Origin of the sequence: Bradyrhizobium sp. CCBAU 45394 (genome assembly GCF_028128655.1) — a bacterium.
Classification (GTDB): domain Bacteria; phylum Pseudomonadota; class Alphaproteobacteria; order Rhizobiales; family Xanthobacteraceae; genus Bradyrhizobium; species Bradyrhizobium diazoefficiens.
In genome coordinates this window covers 1-18351 of the sequence record NZ_LBIX01000173.1, presented here as the reverse complement: position 1 = coordinate 18351, position 18351 = coordinate 1, and the positions used below count along the sequence as shown (strand labels likewise).

Here is an 18351-nt window from a genome sequence, read left to right as displayed (position 1 = left end):
GAGAGGGTTCATGACGCATCGTCGTTTGGCGTTGGCCGCGGGTCTGGCGCTCGCGATCACCACGTCGCTTGCCACCCCCGGTCTTGCCCAGAAGGCCGATCTCGCCGCACAGGGCGCGCGGATCAACGCGCTCAACCAGGCCGGCAAATATGCGGAGGCGCTGCCCCTGGCGCAGGCCATGGTGGCGAGCCTGGAGAAGGGCAACGACGGCCGCGAACTCTCCGCCGCGCTCAACAATCTCGGCCAGGTCTATGCCGGCCAGGGCCGCGACGACCTCGCCGAGCCGATCTACAAGCGCGCGATCGCGCTGATGGAAAAGTCGCTCGGCCTCGACACCGCCTTGATCGCGCCCGAGCTGAACAATCTCGCCGCGCTGTATCAGCGGCAGGGCCGCTTCACTGAAGCCGAGCCGCTGTTCAAGCGTGCGCTGGCGATTCGCGAAAAGGCGCTGTCGCGCGAGCATCCCGATGTCGGCCAGGCCCTCAACAATCTCGCCACGCTCTACGTGAAGCAGGAGCATTTTGCGGACGCCGAGCCGCTGTTCCAGCGAGCGCTCGCGATCTATCAGAAGGCCGCCGGGCCCGAGCATCCCGCGGTCGCCACGGTTCTGAACAACATCGGTCAGGTCGATCGCGACCTCAACCGCGATGCGGATGCCGAGGCGCCGATCAAGCGCTCGCTCGCGATCCGCGAAAAGGTGCTGGGTCCGGATCATCCCGACGTCGCGCGTTCGCTGAACAATCTCGCCGGGCTCTACGACCACCAGCAGCGTTATGCCGATGCCGAGCCGCTCTACCGGCGCGCCCTTGCGATCCGCGAGCGCGCGCTTGGGCCGGATCATCCTGACGTCGTGACCTCGACCAGCAATCTCGCTTATTTCCTTTATGTCTCCGGGCGCACTGCCGATGCCTTGCCGCTGGCGGAAAGGACGCTTCGCAGCGGCCGCGCGCAGCTGCGTGTGGTGCTGCCGATCCTGTTTTCCGCGCGGCAGCAGCATCTCCTCTCCGACGACAAGGCCCTCGACGAAGCGCTGGCCGCGATCCAGCGCGGCACGCAATCGTCCGCCGCGTCCGCCGTGAACAAGCTCGCGGTGCGGCTTGCGGCCGGCAGCGACCGGCTCGCCGAGCTCGTGCGCAAGGAGCAGGATCTCTCGGCCGAGGCCGAGGCGCTCGACAAGGCGATCATTACGGCGGTGTCCAAGCAAGCCGCGCAACGCGACGTCGCGGCCGAGCAGCGCAGCCGCGCGCGGATCGCGGCGATCGCGAGCGAGCGCGCCGGCCTGCAGAAGACACTCGCCGTCGAGTTTCCCGACTATGCCTCGCTGTCCAATCCGCTGCCGCTCGGTGTGAACGACATCCAGCCGTTGCTGTCGGCCGACGAGGCGATGACGATCTATTCCGTCGTGGACAAGCAGGGCTATGTCATCGCGATCACGCGCGAGGGCGTCGACTGGAAGGAGATTCCGCTCGGCGCGGACGCGCTGGCGCAGAAAGTGTCTGCGTTCCGCAAGGGGCTCGACGTCGGCAAGGCACACGATGCGTCCGGCAAATCCGGCCTGTTTGACCTCGCGCTCGCCAATGAGCTCTATGTCGCGCTGCTCGGCCCGGTCGAAGCGCTGACGAAAGACAAGCGCAGCCTGCTGGTGGTGCCCTCGGCCGCACTGACCGCACTGCCGTTTCATCTGCTCGTCACCGAGAAGCCGCAAGCTGCGATCCCGGACAAGCTCGAAGGCTATCGCAACGCCGCCTGGCTGTTGCGGCGTCAGGCCGTCTCGGTGCTGCCGTCGGTGATCAGCCTGAAATCGCTGCGGGCCTTTGCGCGCAAGGATCAGGGCGTCAAGCCAATGACCGGCTTTGGCGATCCCGTGTTCAACCCTGCAGCCGAAGGGCCGGCCGATCGTCGCGCCGCGAGCGGCAAGGTCGCCGCGCGCAGCATCGCGACGATTGCCTATACCGACTTCTGGCGCGGCGCCGGCGTCGATCGTGCGCGGCTTGCGCAAGCGCTGCCGCAGCTGCCTGACACTGCCGACGAACTGAACGCGGTGGCCAGGGATGTCGGCGCAGGCGATGTCGATATCCATCTCGGCCGCGATGCCAGCGAAACGACGCTCAAGCGTGCAGCGCTTGCTCAATACAGCATCATCTACTTTGCCACCCACGGACTCGTTGCGGGCGACGTCAAGGGACTGGGCGAGCCTTCGCTTGCGCTCTCCATTCCCGATCAGCCCTCCGAGCTCGACGACGGTCTTCTCACCGCGAGCGAAGTCGCCCAGCTCAAGCTCAACGCGGATTGGGTTGTGCTGTCGGCCTGCAACACTATCGCGGGCGACAAGCCCGGCGCAGAGGCCCTGTCGGGATTGGCGCGCTCGTTCTTCTATGCCGGTGCCCGCGCGCTCCTGGTCTCGCATTGGGCAGTGGATTCGGAAGCTGCCACCCGCTTGACCACGTCGACATTCGCTCTGCTCAAAAACGAACCAAGAATCGGTCGTGCCCAAGCATTGCGCCGCGCCATGTTGACGTATCTCGACGACGCCTCGTCGCCGCGCAACGCCTATCCTGCGATGTGGGGACCGTTCGCACTGATCGGCGAGGGAGACGTACGATAGACCGCCCAGGGAATTGTGCGTCGCAATAACCCCCGATAACGTCGAAACGCGCATTTGGTTGCGCGATCATTCGTGATTTTTTGATGCACCTGCTCAGAGCAGACATGCGCGACGTTTGGCGCGGTCCTTGAATAAACCAAATCCTGCGGGATCGGCTTGGCAACGCCAGCGTTCATCAGTATTAGGTCGCCCAACCTAGGCCGGATGGCCTATTATTCACGGTGACTGCGATGGCGCCAAAGCTTGGTCGCGCTATGTGTCGCGGGTTCTAGGAGGATTTTTTCGTGCAAGAGACGGGCGTGCGCAACGGTGCCTTCGGCGCCGACAAATTCGGCTTAAAGAATCTCAAACAGGTTCACTGGAACCTCGGCGCGCCGCAACTCTATCAATACTCGCTCTCCGCGGGCGAGGCGGTGCTGTCTGCCGACGGTGCGCTGTGCGCCGACACCGGCGAGTTCACGGGCCGCAGCCCCAAGGACAAGTTCACGGTGCGTGACGCCACCACCGACAAGAAGATGTGGTGGGCCGGCAACCAGTCGATCACCGCGGAGCAGTTCGAGACGCTCTATCAGGACTTCCTCAAGCACGCCGAAGGCAAGAGCCTGTTCGCGCAGGACCTCTACGGCGGCGCCGATCCGGCCTACCGGATCAAGACCCGCGTGTTCACCGAGCTCGCCTGGCATTCGCTGTTCATCCGCACGCTGCTGATCCGCCCCGAGGCGATCGAGCTGTCGACCTTCACGCCCGAGCTCACCATCATCGACATGCCGAGCTTCCGCGCCGATCCGAAGCGCCACGGCTGCAAGTCGGAGAACGTCGTCGCGATCGACTTCGCCCGCAAGATCGTGCTGATCGGCGGCTCCTACTATGCCGGCGAGATGAAGAAGTCGGTCTTCACCACGCTGAACTACTATCTGCCCGAGCGCGGCGTGATGCCGATGCACTGCTCGGCCAATGTCGGCGCCAAGGACGATGCCGCGATCTTCTTCGGCCTCTCCGGCACCGGCAAGACCACGCTGTCGGCCGACCCGAACCGCACCCTGATCGGTGACGACGAGCACGGCTGGGGCCCGAACGGCGTCTTCAATTTCGAAGGCGGCTGCTATGCCAAGTGCATCAAGCTTTCGCAGGAAGCCGAGCCGCAGATTTATGCCGCAAGCACGCGCTTCGGCGCGGTGCTCGAGAACTGCGTGCTGGACGAGGACACCCGCGTGGTGGACTTCGACGACGGCTCCAAGACCGAGAACACCCGGTCGGCCTATCCGCTCGACTTCATCCCGAACGCTTCGCGCACCGGCCGCGCGCCGCAGCCGAAGAACGTGGTGATGCTCGCCGCCGACGCCTTCGGCGTGCTGCCGCCGATCGCAAAGCTGTCGCCGGCGCAGGCGATGTATCACTTCCTCTCCGGCTACACCGCCAAGGTCGCGGGCACCGAGCGCGGTCTCGGCAACGAGCCGCAGCCGGAGTTCTCGACCTGCTTCGGCTCGCCCTTCCTGCCGCTCGATCCATCCGTCTACGGCAACATGCTGCGCGACCTGATCGCCCAGCACAATGTCGACTGCTGGCTGGTCAACACCGGCTGGACCGGCGGCAAGTATGGCACGGGCTCGCGCATGCCGATCAAGGTGACGCGCGCGCTGCTCACCGCGGCGCTCGACGGTTCGCTTCGCAACGTCGAATTCCGCACCGACAAATATTTCGGCTTCGCGGTTCCGACCGCGCTGCCGGGCGTGCCGAGCGAAATCCTCAACCCGGTCAACACCTGGAAGGACAAGGACGAGTTCGACAAGACCGCCCGCGCGCTGGTCGGCATGTTCCAGAAGAACTTTGCCAAGTTCGAAGCCCAGGTCGACGCCGAGGTGCGCGCGGCCGCGCCGGACGTGAAGCTCGCGGCGGAGTAAGGTCGCATCATTTGAGAATGCAAAAGGGCGGCCGCGAGGCCGCCCTTTTTGTTTGTGGCGAGATATCTCCACCGTCATTGCGAGCGCAGCGAAGCAATCGAGAAATCCCTCCGCGGAGACAGTCTGGATTGCTTCGTCGCTACGCTTCTCGCAATGACGTGGAGGCAGCTCAAGCCTTGAAATACGCGATCTGCGTCGTCGTCGCGAGCAGCCTTTCGTTCGGGGACCACAGCTCGGCGTTCTGGTCGGCGTAGCTCTTGTGCATGATCTTCGAATCGGCCGTCGCCAGCACGCGGGTGATGTCCTCGGCTGCGAGCTCCTCGCTGTCGGTATGAAAGTAGGTCGTCAGCGACACCGTGCCGAACGGCACCAGCTCGCGCCGCGCGTGGAAGATGCGGCCGAAGAAGGCGTCCGACATCGACATCAGCGACAGCATGTCGAGCCTGCGCGGGGTGCGGTCGCTGATCCAGATTTTCGAATAGGTGCTGGCAAGCTCGGCCTGCGGCGGGCCGATCCGCATCTCGCCCTCGACGAAGCGGAATTCGTATTGGTTGGCCCAGGATGCCGAGATCTTCGGGAACGGCAGCGTTGCTTCGAACGCCGTGGCGTCCGGGACCGTCGCCACCCTGTGCTCCCAGGACGGCCGCCGCTCGGCGAACACCGCGGTGGCGAGCGTCGCGACTTCGCCGCCGCCCTGCGACAGTTCGACGCTCCAGTGCTGGCTGGAGCGGTTGGCCTTTACCAGCCGCACATCCAGGTCAAACGGGCCCTTGGCGATCGGGGCGCAGTAATTGACGGTGACGGCGAGTGGATCGCCGGCGCGCTGGGGATGCTCGATCAATGCGCGTAAAATGGTCGCGGCGGTGGCGCCGCCGAACGGACCGACAAAGGCCCAGTAATCGTCGCTGGTGTGCCCCTGCCAGCTGCTGTCACCGGCGGTGATGCGGGTGGCGTCGTCGAACGGGTGCGGGAGCTTGGCGTGCATGGGTGTTTCCGTCTGTCATTCCGGGGCGATGCGAAGCATCGAACCCGGAATCTCGAGATTCCGGGTTCGGCTCTGCGAGCCGCCCCGGAATGACGGTCGTCATACCACAGCCATTGCCTGGCTGTGCAATAACCTCGCAGGTAACGCCGATTTCACACTGCGGAAAATCAGCCCGCGGCGTCGCGCAGGTCCGGCAGCAGCGGCGTGGTCGGATTGACCGGCACGTTCCAGATCTCCTCGGCATATTCGCGGATGGTGCGGTCGGAGGAGAACCACGCCATGCGCGCGACGTTGAGGATGGAGGCGCGCGTCCAGGCCGGCGCCACCTGCCAGCGCGCATCGACCGCGCGCTGCGCCTCGTAATAGGAATCGAAATCGGCGCTGACCATGTAATGGTCGAGATAGCGCAGCGCATGCGCGATGGATTCGAAGCGGCCGGGGTCGCCGGGCGAGAACTCGCCGGCGCCGACCGCATTGATGGCGCGCTGGAGCTTTGGCGAATTGCGGATCACGTCGGAGGCATCCAGCCCCTGCTTGCGCCGGATCATGACGTCGCCGGCCTCCATGCCGAAGATCGCGATGTTCTCGTTGCCGACATGGTCGCGGATCTCGATATTGGCGCCGTCGAGCGTGCCGATGGTGATGGCGCCGTTCAGCGCCAGCTTCATGTTGCCGGTGCCGGAAGCTTCCATGCCGGCGGTCGAGATCTGCTCGGACAGGTCGGCCGCGGGAATGATCACCTCCGCGAGGCTGACATTGTAGTCGGGCAGGAAGACGACCTTCAGCTTGCCGCCGATCGCGGGGTCGTTGTTGACGACCTCGGCGACGTCGTTGATCAGCTTGATGATCAGCTTGGCGTATTTGTAGCTCGCCGCCGCCTTGCCGGCGAAGATCTTCACCCGCGGCACCCAGTTGCCGTTGGGATCGTCCTTCATCGACTGGTACAGCGCGACCGTCTCGATGACGTTGAGCAGCTGGCGCTTGTATTCGTGGATGCGCTTGATCTGCACGTCGAACAGCGCGCCCGGATCGACCTTGATGCCGAGCCGCTCGCCGATCAGCCGCGCCAGGGCCGTCTTGTTGTGATGCTTGACGGCGCGGAATTTCTTCTGGAATTCGACGTCGCTGGCGCGCGCCTCGATCAGCGAAAGCTGCGTCGGATCGTCGAGCACGGCGTCGCCGCAGGTCTCGCGCAACAGCTCGGTCAGCTTCGGGTTTGCCAGCATCAGCCAGCGGCGGAAGGTGATGCCGTTGGTCTTGTTGGTGATGCGGCCGGGATAGAGATGGTTGAGATCGTGGAACACGGTCTCGCGCATCAAGTCCGAATGCATCGCCGAGACGCCGTTGATGCGGTGCGAGCCGACGAAGGCGAGCTGGCCCATGCGCACGCGGCGGCCGCTCTTCTCGTCGATCAGCGAGACCGAGGCGCGGAAGTCGATGTCGCCGGGCGCGCGCGCCTCGGCGAGCGCCAGATGCTGGACGTTGATGCGGTAGATGATCTCCAGATGCCGCGGCAACAGGCGTTCGAACAGCTCGACCGGCCAGGTCTCGAGCGCCTCGGGCAGCAGCGTGTGGTTGGTGTAGGACAGCGTTGCGACCGTGATCTTCCACGCCTCGTCCCAGCGGAAATTGTGCAGGTCGACCAGGATCCGCATCAGCTCGGTGACGGCGAGGCTCGGATGGGTGTCGTTGAGCTGGACCGCGACCTTCGACGACAGGCTGCGAAGCTGGCCGTCGGACGACAGATGCCGCTTGACCAGATCCTGGAGCGAGGCGGAGACGAAGAAATATTCCTGGCGCAGGCGCAGCTCGCGGCCCGCCGGGCTCTCGTCGTTCGGATAGAGGAATTTGCAGATCGCTTCGGCGCGCGACTGCTCGGCGCTGGCGCTGACGTAGTCGCCCTTGTTGAAGGCGTCGAGCTTCAGCGGATCGGGCGAGCGTGCCGACCACAGCCGCAGCGCATTGACGTGCTGGCCGCGCCAGCCGACGATCGGCGTGTCATAGGCGATCGCCTGCACGGTCTCGCCCGGATGCCAGATCGCGCGGTCGCGGCCCTTGTCGTCGACATGCTCGACGCCGCCGCCGAAATGAATGTTGTAGATCACTTCCGGCCGCTGCAATTCCCAGGGGTTGCCGAAGCCGAGCCACTCGTCCGGATATTCCTGCTGCCAGCCCTGGTTGATGATCTGGCGGAACAGGCCGTAATCGTAGCGGATGCCGTAGCCGATCGCCGGGATCGAGAGCGTTGCCATGCTCTCCATGAAGCAGGCGGCAAGCCGCCCGAGACCGCCATTGCCGAGCGCGGCATCCGGCTCGCATTTGCGCAGTTCGGGCAGGGAGACGCCGAGATCGCCGAGCGCGACCTCGAAGATCTTGAGCAGCCCCATATTGTTGAGCGCATCGGTGAAGAGGCGGCCGATCAGGAATTCGAGCGAGAGATAATAGACGCGCTTGCGCCCCGCGTCGTAGCTGTGCTTCTCGGCTGTGAGCCAGCGATGCACGATGCGGTCGCGCAGCGCGAGCGCCGCGGCCTGGTACCAGTCGTGCTTGGTCGCCATGCCGGCGTCCTTGCCGATGGCAAGGCGCAGCTTCGCCAGAATCGCGCCCTTGATCTCAGCCAGCGCGAGCTCGTCGATGGGCTGGTCGGGGGCGGGAAAGTTTGGCTGGAACGATTGATCTTGCAAGGCCGTCACTTCCTGGTCGACAGAAACACCACTAACCCTACGCGTCTTGCCTCTGCACCGGAACTATCGCCGGTGCGGCCGTGCACTGCGCTGGCGCAAATTTATGCAAGGAACGGGCCGATTTGGGAACCCGGACGAGCACGGAGAACGTGGATTTGGTGCTAGTGTGGCGGCTAATTCAGCCATCAGTGTGGAGGAGACGCCCCATGAGACTGCTGATTGAAATCGCTGCTGCAGCGCTCCTTGTCATCTGCATCGCCACCTCGAGCGCCGCCTTCGCCGCCGGCAAGGGCCGTAACGCTGATGGCCTGAGCTGCGGCTTCAGCGTTCCACAGAATGCGTCGCCCGCACAGCGCTGCGGCGCCATCAAGCGCCAATGCGGCGGCAAGTTTTATGCGAATGCGTGCGGGGACAGGTTGGTGTCGGCGGTGAATTGAGGGGGAGGGGAGGGAAGCGGAAACTGCTTCCCCATCGTCGTCCCGGCGAAGATTTCGGTGTCGCCTTCGCGCCAGCTTTCACCACAACGTCGTCCTGGCGAAAGCCAGGACCCATTACCCCGACTGTCAGAGAAGGCCCGAGCGGTCATTCCAGTCGGGATTTTCTTGTTCGATCAGCTTGATCTTCCAGTCCCGTTTCCAGAACTTGAGCTGCTTCTCGCGCGCGATGGCTTCCTGCGGCGTCGCGAACGCTTCGACGTGAACGAGACGGAAGATATTGTACTTCTGCACGAACTTGGAGCCGCGGCCGGAGCGATGTTGTTCAAGCCGCGTGCGGATGTCGTTGGTCACGCCGATATAGATCGTCCCGTGATGGCGGCTTGCGAGGATGTAGACGTAGTAGCTGCCTGCGCTCATGGCTCAAGCTCGCAAAGGCAACGCTGACCGGGGTAATGGGTCCTGGCTTTCGCCAGGACGTCGATCTCAACAACCAATCCTTCAGCATCAGAACAAATTAAGAACACTTTAGCAAGTCTTTGATATATCATTGTGATTCGGCGCGTTGCCGGCACAATATCTAGCGTCTGTCCGACTTTGCGAGGACTACATGTCCACCATTGCCTTCGACCAGTTTGCCCTCACCCGGATCGCCGATTTCGCGCGCTCGCTGTCGCGGCTGCATCAGGCGGCGCGGCGCCAGAGGATCGATGACGACCAGCTCGACCGCGAGTTCAACGCGGTGTGCCAGTCGATCTGGGGCTACACCATCGACGACATCAGCGACGACCTGTTCTCGGTCGAGGACCACCAGTTTCTCGACACGCTGGACGAAGCGCATGCGCGCATCTTCGCTGCCGAGCAGGGCTATGACCTCGTTGGCGATCAGGGCATGCTGACCGATTGGTGGGGTTTCTGCTGGATGATCCTGGCCGAGAAGCGCGGCCTGCTGACCCAGGAGAACCGCGCCGCCGCGCGGGCGGCGATCGAGGAGAAATATCTGGCAGCGCCGAATGTGATCGGGGTGATTATCGGGAGGTGACTCACCATCCTCCGTCATTGCGAGCGTAGCGAAGCAATCCAGAATCCTTCCGAGTAGGGATTCTGAATTGCTTCGTCGCAAGTGCTCCTCGCAACGACGGCTTGGTTATAGTTGGGTCCTAATCCAGTCCTGCCCGCTTCGCCGGCTTCGCCTGCGTCTTCGGCACCGTCACATCAGGCAGCGTCTCGCGCACGATCTCCGCTGCCGGCGCATCTGCTGCCACCGTCTCTGCGCGCACCGGGGCCACCTTCATCTCGCCGAGGCGCGCGCGGACCTGTGCGGTGAGGCCGGGATAGGAGGCGACCGGGGTGAAGTCGGCGGTCTGCTCGTTGCCAACGCGGATGCCGGTATAGGCGACGAGGCCGTCGGAGGTGGCGATCACGTCGCCGGCCTTCAGCGAAGAATCCAGCGCGAGATCGACCGGGGCGAGGCCGACCGGCTCGCGGCCGTTGCAGGTGCAGTCCGCGCGCAGCGCCTTGCGATAGGCGAACGCATTCTCGCTGTCGGCGTAGCGCTCGCCGGTCTGCGACGCGGCGCCGTCGATCGAGGAGCCGAAATAAATCTTTGTCGCGCTGGCAGGACAGAACGCCTGACACATCTGCGCCGGCGAGGCGAGGCCGCGCATCAGCGGAAAATATTTGCCGTCGCAACTGCGCACGCAGAAGGCCGGGCCCGAGCCGCCGGCGGCCGCTGAGCGTGTCGGCGGCACATATTGCGGGGTTGCGGGATTCTGCTGGCCGGTGAAGGGATCGGCGTAGGAGCTCGCCTGCTGCGGCACCTCGCGCTGCGGCCGCTGCTGCTGCATGCCGCCGAAGAAGAAGTCGAACAGGCCTTCGGCCGAAACCGGGGCGGGAGCTGCAAGCAGCGGGGCTGCCAGGGTGGCGGCCACAAGCATCGCGCGACGCCGCCGGCGCGCATGGGACATGACTGTACGCAACGCTTACTCCACCCGACGCAACGCAACCCGCCGAGAGCAACTCGTCTCAGCTTCTGATTCACCATAAGGGGTGATGGTAAATGAGGGGTTGAGGGGCTGGTCTTCACCTCGCCCCGCTTGCGGGGAGAGGTCGATTTGCGAAGCAAATCGGGTGAGGGGGGACAGGTCTCGCGGCCATCTCACGCGTGGAGGGAGGCCCGTCACCCCAACCCTCTCAGCGCGAGCGAAGCTCGTCGCGGCCCCGTAAGAACGGGGCGAGGGGGAAGAGTCGTCACGCCTTCAAGAATTCCGACGCCTTGTAGAGCGAGCGGAACGGCAGGCCGGCCGCACCGAACGTGTCGGTGGCGCCTTCCTCGCGGTCGACCATGGTCAGCACCAGCACCACCTCGGCGCCGGTCTCACGCACGGATTCCACCGCCTTCATCGCCGAGCCACCTGTCGTGGTGACGTCCTCGACGATGACGACGCGCTTGCCCTGGAGCGTCTCGCCCCTGGGCAGGCCTTCGATCGCGAGCTTGGCGCCGTGCTCCTTCGGCTTCTTGCGCACGAAGAACGCCGCGATCGGGTGGCCCTTGATCCAGGAGATCTGCGCCAGCGCGCCGGCGAGCGGCACCGCGCCCATCTCGAGCCCGCCGATGAAATCGAGATTGTCGTCCTTCAGCGCCTCATAGGTCAGCTCGGCGAGCAGCGTCGCGCCCTCCGGGTCGAGCATGGTCGGCTTGAGGTTGAAGTAGAAATCGCTCTTGCGGCCCGACGCGAGCGTCACCTCGCCGCGGCCGAAGGAGCGCCGGCGGATGATTTCGAACAGGCGGGCGCGGGAGGCTGATTTCGACACGGCGGTCCCTCGGGAGCGTTTTTGGAAGTGGCGGAATTTATCCGCGACGGCCGCGACATTCCAGAGGGGACAGGTCCAGTCAACAGGGATCGGCCGACGATCGGCCATCCCGGACCGCCGGTTGTGGGGTCGCAACCTTCTGGAGTAGGTGAGGGCTCATGCCTTTTGGGGAAGGAAACGACGCATGACCATCGAGCTGCACACCTGGAACACGCCGAACGGCCGCAAGATCTCGGTTGCGCTGGAGGAAATGGGGCTGCCCTACAAGGTGATCCCGGTGAACATCACCAAGGGCGAGCAGATGGCCCCGGAGTTCCTGAAGCTTTCCCCCAACAACAAGATCCCTGCGATCGTCGACCCCGAGGGACCGGACGGCAAGCCCGTCAGCATCTTCGAATCCGGTGCGATCCTGCTCTACCTGGGCGAAAAGACCGGCAAATTCCTGCCGAAATCGCTCGCGGGTCGTATTCCGGTCTACGAATGGCTGATGTGGCAGATGGGCGGCTTCGGCCCGATGCCCGGCCAGGTGCATCATTTCATCGCGCTCGAGAACGAGCAGGACCGCGCCTACGGCCTGAAGCGCTTCATGGCCGAAACCCGCCGGCTCTACGCCGTGCTCGACCGCCGGCTGGCGGACCGCGACTTCGTCGCCGGCGACCTCTCGGTTGCCGATTTTGCCATCCTGGGCTGGGCCTGGCGCCATCCACGCCACAAGGTTGAGCTGGCCGACTTCCCCAACGTCAAGCGCTGGTACGAGGCCCTGATGGCGCGGCCTGCGGTGAAGCGGGGCATGGACGCGAAGCTGGATTGATTGGGCCTTTTTCCCTCCCCCCTTGTGGGGGAGGGTGGCTCGCCGCGTAGCGGCGAGACGGGCGAGGGGTCTGTCTCCACGAACTCATCCGCATCTGTGCTCGGGGAAGCAACCCCTCATCCGGCGCTTCGCGCCACCTTCTCCCACAAGGGGAGAAGGAAGAAAGCCAATCACACCTTCCGCGCTTCCACCGCCATCCTGACCGCAAGCCCGGCCAGCACCGTGCCCATCAGCCAGCGCTGCACCAGCATCCAGCTCGGCCGGTTCGCCAGGAACAGCGCGATCGAACCTGCCGCGAGCGCGATCATCGCGTTGACGCTGACGCTGATCGCGATCTGGATCGCGCCCAGCACCACCGACTGCGTCAGCACGCTGCCGGCTGCGGGATCGATGAACTGCGGCAGCAGCGCCAGATACAGCATCGCGATCTTCGGGTTGAGCAGATTGGTGACGAAGCCCATCGCGAACAATTTGCGCGGACTGTCGATCGCAAGCTGCTTCACCTGGAACGGCGAGCGCCCGCCCGGCTTCACCGCCTGCCAGGCCAGCCACAGCAGATAGCCGGCACCGGCAAAGCGCAGCGCGTCATAGGCAAAGGGAACGGCGAGCAGCAGCGCCGTGATGCCGAACGCCGCGCACAGCATGTAGAACACGAAGCCGAGCGCCACGCCGCCGAGCGAGACGATGCCCGCCGCCGGCCCCTGCGTGATCGAGCGCGAGATCAGGTAGATCATGTTCGGTCCCGGCGTGAGCACGAGGCCGAGGCAGACGAGAGCGAAGCCGAGCAGCGCGGAAGTGTGGGGCATGGGAGAACCGGTGCAGGAGACGGCACGGTTCTAATATGCGCCGCGCCGCCGGGCCATCGCGCAATTGCTCGGAGGACAATTCGATACAGTGCGTGTCTCTCTGGCGTCGTCCCGGCGAAGGCCGGGACCCATACCCCCAGGGAGAAGTGTGGTGCGGGATCGTAGTGGGCAATCTTCGCCCAACTCGATCCTGTGGTTATGGGTCCCGGCCTTCGCCGGGACGACACCGTGTTTGTGGCGTCAGCGAAGCGCAAGTGAGCCGAGGTGAAGAGCCGTCAATGCGCCTCGTCCCAATTCTTCGCCGCGCGTGCATCGACATGCAGCGGCACTGACAGCAGCACGGCCGGGAACGGCGCGTCCTGCATGACGTGCTGCACGACCGGCAGCGTCGCCTCGACCTCGGCGTCCGGCACCTCGAAGATCAATTCGTCATGCACCTGGAGCAGCATCTGCGCCGAGAGTTTCTTCTCGGCGAGTGCGTCCTCCACCCGCGTCATGGCACGGCGGATGATGTCGGCTGCGGTGCCCTGAAGACGCGCGTTGATCGCGGCGCGCTCGTTGAAGGCGCGCACCGAGGCGTTGGACGCCTTGATGTCGGGGTAATGGCACTTGCGGCCGAACAGCGTCGTGACATAGCCGTGGCTCCGGCAGAAGTCGCGCGTCTCGTCCATATAGGCGCGGATGCCGGGGAAGCGCTCGAAGTACTTCTTGATGTAGGCCGACGCCTCCTCGCGCGCGATGCCGAGCTGGTTGGCGAGGCCGAACGCCGAGATGCCGTAGATGATGCCGAAATTAATTGCTTTCGCACGGCGGCGGATTTCGCTCGGCATGCCCTTGATCGGCACGCCGAACATTTCCGACGCGGTCATGGCGTGAATGTCGAGCCCGTCGCGGAACGCCTGCTTCAGCACGGGGATGTCGGCGATCTCGGCCAGCAGCCGCAATTCGATCTGCGAATAGTCGGCGGAGACGAGCTTGTGTCCGGGCGTCGCGATGAAAGCGCGGCGAATCTTGCGGCCGTCCTCGGTGCGCACCGGGATGTTCTGCAAGTTCGGCTCGTTCGACGACAGCCGGCCCGTCGTGGTTGCGGCCAGCGCGTAAGTCGTATGCACGCGATGGGTCTGCGGATTGACGTATTCAGGCAGCGCGTCGGTGTAGGTCGATTTCAGTTTCGAGACCTGGCGCCACTCCAGAATCTTTTTCGGAAGGTCGTGGCCCTGCTCGGCGAGCTCGTCGAGCACCTGTGCGGTGGTCGACCATGCGCCGGTCTTGGTCTTGGTGCCGCCCGGCAGGCTCATCTTGCCGAACAGGATGTCGCCGATCTGCTTTGGGCTGCCGACGTTGATCGGTTCGCCCGCGATCTCCTGGATCTCGGCCTCGACGCGCGCTGCGGTCTGGGCGAAGTCGCCGGACAGGCGCGACAGCACCTGGCGATCGATCGAGATGCCGCGCCGCTCCATGCGCGCGAGCACCGCGACCAGCGGCCGCTCCAATGTCTCATAGACCGTCGTCATGTGCTCGGCGACGAGTCGCGGCTTCAGCACGCGCCAGACCCGCAAGGCCATGTCGGCGCCTTCGGCCGACAGCGGCGCGGCCTTGTCGATCGGCACCTGGTCGAAGGTGATCTTGCCCTTGCCGCTGCCGAGCAGCTCGCCCTCCTTCAGCATGGCGTGGCCGAACCAGCGCTCGGCGAGCGATTCCAGTCCGTGCGAGCCGCGGCCGGCGTCGAGCACATAAGAGATCAGCTGGGCGTCGTCGGTGTTGCGCAAGGTGATGCCGTGCTGCGCCAGCATGACGGCGGTGAATTTGACGTCGAAGCCGATCTTGAGGATGCCCGATGATTCCAGCACCGGCCGCAACGCGTCGATCGCGTCGGCATGCTTGACCTGATCGGGCGCAAGGCCCGCATCGAACAGGCCGGCGCCGCCGCCGGACTGCTTGTGCGCCAGCGGCACGTAACACGCATCGTTCGGCGCGAGCGCCAGCGCGACGCCACAGAGATCGGCCTGCATCGGATCGATCGAGTTCGCCCTGATCTCGATCGCGACATGGCCGGCATCGTGAATGCGCGCGATGAAGGCGTTCAATTCGGCGAGCGTCTTGATCGCCTGGTACTTGCCGCGGTCGACCGGAAGCTTGCGCAGCGCCTCTTCGCGCGCGGCGGCGAGCGAGATCGGCGCGCCCTTGATGCTGGCCGACTTGCCGCCTTTGTCGCCGCCCGTTGCCGTAACCGCAGGGGCGGCGAAGAGATCGCCGGACGTCGCGGACGAGGTCGTCCGGGCCGCGCTGTCGCCGCCGCGGGCCTCGCTGCTGTTCGCCACATCGGCATCGACATTGGCGGGATCGATCTGCGAATAGTCGGCGACGCGGCGCGTCAGCGTGGAGAACTCCATCGCCTTCAGGAAGGCGATCAGCTTGCGCGCGTCGGGCTCGTGGACGGCGAGGTCGTCGAGCGGCACCTCCAGCTCGACCTTGTCGTCGAGCAGCACCAGCTTGCGCGAGATCCGCGCCTTTTCGGCATTCTCGATCAGCGCCTCGCGCCGCTTCGGCTGCTTGATTTCGGTCGCGCGGAACAGGAGCTGCTCGAGGTCGCCATATTCGACGATCAGCTGCGCCGCGGTCTTGATGCCGATGCCGGGGACGCCCGGCACGTTGTCGGTGGAATCGCCGGCGAGCGCCTGCACCTCGACCACCTTCTCCGGCGGAACGCCAAATTTCTCGATCACCTCGGGAATGCCGATCCGGCGATCCTTCATGGTGTCGTACATCGTGATCCTGTCGTTCACGAGCTGCATCAGATCCTTGTCGGAGGACACGATGGTCGTGGTGGCGCCGCGGTCGCTGGCCTCCCGCGCATAGGTCGCGATCAGATCGTCGGCCTCGAAGCCGCCTTGTTCCAGGCAGGGCAGGTCGAAGGCGCGCACGGCCTCGCGGATCAGCGCGAATTGCGGGATCAGATCGTCGGGCGCCGGCGGCCGGTGCGCCTTGTACTCGGGGTAGATCTTGTTGCGGAAGGTGACCTCCGACTTGTCGAACACGATGGCCAGATGCGTCGGCCGGTTGTCGGCTGGCATGTCGCGCAAAAGCTTCCACAGCATGTTGCAGAAGCCGAGCACGGCATTGACCTGAAGACCGTCGGATTTGCGGTTCAGCGGCGGCAGCGCGTGATAGGCGCGGAAGATGTAGGAGGAACCGTCGACCAGGAAGACATGGTCGCCCTTGCCGGCCGCCTTCGCCGCCACCGGTTTGGCAGCAGCTGTGGCAGCAGCGGATTTGCTGTCGGCGGCCGTCTTGGGCGCGGCAGCCTTGGTGTCAGCTTTGGCGGTGGTCTTCGGGGATGTCTTGGGCATGGCCGCAATGTATGAATTTTTGCGGGCTTTGACAGCCTTTGGAGGGGGATTTTTGGGCTGACGGCGCGACTATCCCCCGCTGTCATTCCTCGCATCCCCACTGTCATTCCCCGCGAAGGCGGGGAATCCAGTACGCCGCGGCTACTCGGCTCAATCACTGGTGTCCCGGCGTACTGGGACGCCCGGTCGAGCCGGGCGACGACACCGAGAGTGCAGCTACTCCGCCGCCTGCAACCGCACGCCCGCCTTCTTCGGCGCGATCCAGAACGCATCCGGCCGCTCGAACAGGAAATCGGCACCGAGCCGCAGGGCGGCCTGCCAGATCGCGAGCGAGCCGAGCACGCCGGCGATAGTGACGATCAGCGACACCGTGCCGATGTCGGGAATGACGCCGGTGCGCAGCAGCAGCGTGCGCGTTGCCGCCATCGGCAGGAAGAAGGCGAGATAGATCACGATCGAGTGCTCGCCGCAGAAGCGGAAGAAGTTCAGCCACTGCGCGCGCGCGAGCAGCGTGCCCATGGTGATGATGGCGCAGGCGCCTGCAAAGCCGAGCAGGAGCGAGACGACCTTCCATTCGCTGGCCCCATACGCGACAAGGCCGGCATTGATCAGCGCCCAGGTCGCGAGCGCTGCGAGTGCAGGCCCAGGCTGGCTGCGCGCGCGATCCGACAGCGCGAACACGTACGGCGCGAACAGATAGCCCGAATAGAAATAGACGAAGCGCGCGCAGAACTCGTCGATCGCGGTCCAGCCGGTCGCGATGCGCGCCGTCTCCAGCGCCGCGGCGATCAGCCAGATCGCGAGCGGCGGGACGCGCCGTGTCAGCTTTGTGACGACGAAGAAGACCGGCAGCAGGTAGATGAACCAGAGCGTGCCGAACGGCTCGATGAAGGATTCGAGATACAAGAGGCCGACCTCGCGCCAGCTCGTCTCCGCCGCGAAGGCGGGCGCCTTGAAGCCGAACTGGATTGTCACCCAGACGACATAGAAATAGGCGAAATGCACCACCTTGCGGTCGAGATAGGTTCGCCAGTCGCGGTCGATCACCAATGACAGGAACAGGCCCGAAATCAGGAAGAAATCCGGCATCCGGAACGGCTTTGCGAAGGCCACGGCGACATGCATGAAACCGGTCTCGCCCGCGGCGAGCTCGACCCCCAGCACCGAATGCATCATCACGACCATGACGATGCAGATGCCCTTGGCATAGTCGACCCAGTCGACACGTGCGGCAGAAGGGGCGTTAACGCCCCCGTTCCCAAGGATTGTGCCTGATGGTGCCATGGTGTCCCGTTTCGAGGCGTGTTCCACCCGGCTCTGTGCGGGCGTGATGCAGTGTGGGGCCTTGCGGCTTACGACTTCTTTACCGGTTCAATTCGCGTGCCGGTTTTTGCTCGCAGACTGTTCCCTTCCATCGGGAAAATGCTAAACCGCCCCGCATTGGGGTTTCGTTAACCAAGCCAAGACAGGGTTTCTCATGCGAATCGCGATGATCGGAACGGGCTATGTGGGACTGGTGTCCGGAGCCTGCTTTGCGGATTTCGGTCACGACGTCACCTGCGTCGACAAGGACGAGAAGAAGATCGCGGCGCTCCATCGCGGCGAGATCCCGATCTACGAGCCCGGGCTCGACGAGCTGGTCGCGACCAACGTCAAGGCCAAGCGGCTCGACTTCACCACCGACCTGTCGAAGCCGGTCGCGGACGCCGATGCCGTCTTCATCGCGGTCGGCACGCCGTCGCGCCGCGGTGACGGGCACGCCGATCTGTCCTACGTCTACGCCGCCGCGAAAGAGATCGCGCAGTCGCTGTCGGGCTTCACCGTCGTCGTGACCAAGTCGACCGTGCCGGTCGGCACCGGCGACGAGGTCGAGCGCATCATCCGCGAAACCAATCCCAACGCCGACGTCGTCGTCGCCTCCAACCCCGAATTCCTGCGCGAGGGCGCGGCGATCCGCGACT

General features: G+C 64.7%; 14 protein-coding genes. 6 read left to right on the top strand and 8 right to left on the bottom strand.

Translation table 11 applies throughout. The features are described 5' to 3' along the window. Positions 1-10 precede the first annotated feature (10 nt). Both WN73_RS31485 and WN73_RS31480 read left to right on the top strand, forming a co-directional pair. Positions 11-2605: a CHAT domain-containing tetratricopeptide repeat protein gene (locus WN73_RS31485; protein ID WP_271556153.1), complete on the top strand. Its 2595-nt coding sequence runs from the start codon at positions 11-13 to the stop codon at positions 2603-2605. A gap of 284 nt (positions 2606-2889) precedes the next feature. Further along, complete coding sequence (locus WN73_RS31480; RefSeq protein ID WP_011090863.1) at positions 2890-4506, top strand: phosphoenolpyruvate carboxykinase; 1617 nt, start codon at positions 2890-2892, stop codon at positions 4504-4506. 169 nt (positions 4507-4675) lie between these two features. Here WN73_RS31480 and WN73_RS31475 read toward each other — a convergent pair whose 3' ends face one another. Together WN73_RS31475 and WN73_RS31470 are read right to left on the bottom strand one after the other, a co-directional pair. Then, positions 4676-5491: an acyl-CoA thioesterase gene (locus WN73_RS31475; protein ID WP_271556150.1), complete on the bottom strand. Its 816-nt coding sequence runs from the start codon at positions 5489-5491 to the stop codon at positions 4676-4678. A gap of 167 nt (positions 5492-5658) precedes the next feature. Further along, positions 5659-8175, bottom strand: a complete 2517-nt coding sequence (locus WN73_RS31470) for a glycogen/starch/alpha-glucan phosphorylase (protein WP_271556148.1) — start codon at positions 8173-8175, stop codon at positions 5659-5661. Positions 8176-8381: 206 nt separating this feature from the next. Here WN73_RS31470 and WN73_RS31465 point away from each other — a divergent pair, with 206 nt between their 5' ends. Then, positions 8382-8612, top strand: a complete 231-nt coding sequence (locus tag WN73_RS31465) for a hypothetical protein (RefSeq protein WP_271556147.1) — start codon at positions 8382-8384, stop codon at positions 8610-8612. 126 nt (positions 8613-8738) lie between these two features. Here WN73_RS31465 and WN73_RS31460 read toward each other — a convergent pair whose 3' ends face one another. Continuing rightward, positions 8739-9029, bottom strand: a complete 291-nt coding sequence (locus WN73_RS31460; RefSeq protein ID WP_271556145.1) for a GIY-YIG nuclease family protein — start codon at positions 9027-9029, stop codon at positions 8739-8741. Positions 9030-9219: 190 nt separating this feature from the next. On the opposite strand from WN73_RS31460, the gene WN73_RS31455 reads away from it, so the two are divergent. Continuing rightward, positions 9220-9651 carry a hypothetical protein gene (locus WN73_RS31455; RefSeq protein WP_271556143.1) on the top strand — a complete coding sequence of 144 codons (432 nt, stop codon included), beginning with the start codon at positions 9220-9222 and terminating at the stop codon, positions 9649-9651. A 118-nt stretch (positions 9652-9769) separates the two neighbouring features. Here the strand turns inward: WN73_RS31455 and WN73_RS31450 are convergent, their stop codons facing one another. Together WN73_RS31450 and pyrE are read right to left on the bottom strand one after the other, a co-directional pair. Then, on the bottom strand, positions 9770-10546 hold the full coding sequence (locus tag WN73_RS31450) for a DUF2865 domain-containing protein (protein WP_162185897.1): 777 nt from the start codon (positions 10544-10546) through the stop codon (positions 9770-9772). Between the two features lie 313 nt (positions 10547-10859). Beyond that, entirely contained in the window at positions 10860-11423 is a 564-nt protein-coding gene (gene pyrE, locus WN73_RS31445; RefSeq protein WP_027547500.1) for an orotate phosphoribosyltransferase, read from the bottom strand. A 184-nt stretch (positions 11424-11607) separates the two neighbouring features. Here pyrE and WN73_RS31440 point away from each other — a divergent pair, with 184 nt between their 5' ends. After that, a complete protein-coding gene (locus WN73_RS31440) occupies positions 11608-12234 on the top strand; it encodes a glutathione S-transferase family protein (protein ID WP_011090855.1) in 627 nt (208 codons plus the stop codon). A 170-nt stretch (positions 12235-12404) separates the two neighbouring features. Here the strand turns inward: WN73_RS31440 and WN73_RS31435 are convergent, their stop codons facing one another. The 3 genes from WN73_RS31435 to WN73_RS31425 form a co-directional block, all read right to left on the bottom strand. After that, on the bottom strand, positions 12405-13040 hold the full coding sequence (locus WN73_RS31435; protein ID WP_028176044.1) for a LysE family translocator: 636 nt from the start codon (positions 13038-13040) through the stop codon (positions 12405-12407). Positions 13041-13315: 275 nt separating this feature from the next. Then, on the bottom strand, positions 13316-16390 hold the full coding sequence (gene polA / locus WN73_RS31430; protein ID WP_271556140.1) for a DNA polymerase I: 3075 nt from the start codon (positions 16388-16390) through the stop codon (positions 13316-13318). A gap of 216 nt (positions 16391-16606) precedes the next feature. After that, positions 16607-17674, bottom strand: a complete 1068-nt coding sequence (locus WN73_RS31425; RefSeq protein ID WP_271556138.1) for an acyltransferase family protein — start codon at positions 17672-17674, stop codon at positions 16607-16609. A 193-nt stretch (positions 17675-17867) separates the two neighbouring features. On the opposite strand from WN73_RS31425, the gene WN73_RS31420 reads away from it, so the two are divergent. Next, positions 17868-18351 (top strand): 2-dehydropantoate 2-reductase N-terminal domain-containing protein (locus WN73_RS31420; RefSeq protein WP_333937993.1); only part of this gene is annotated, 484 nt, incomplete at its 3' end.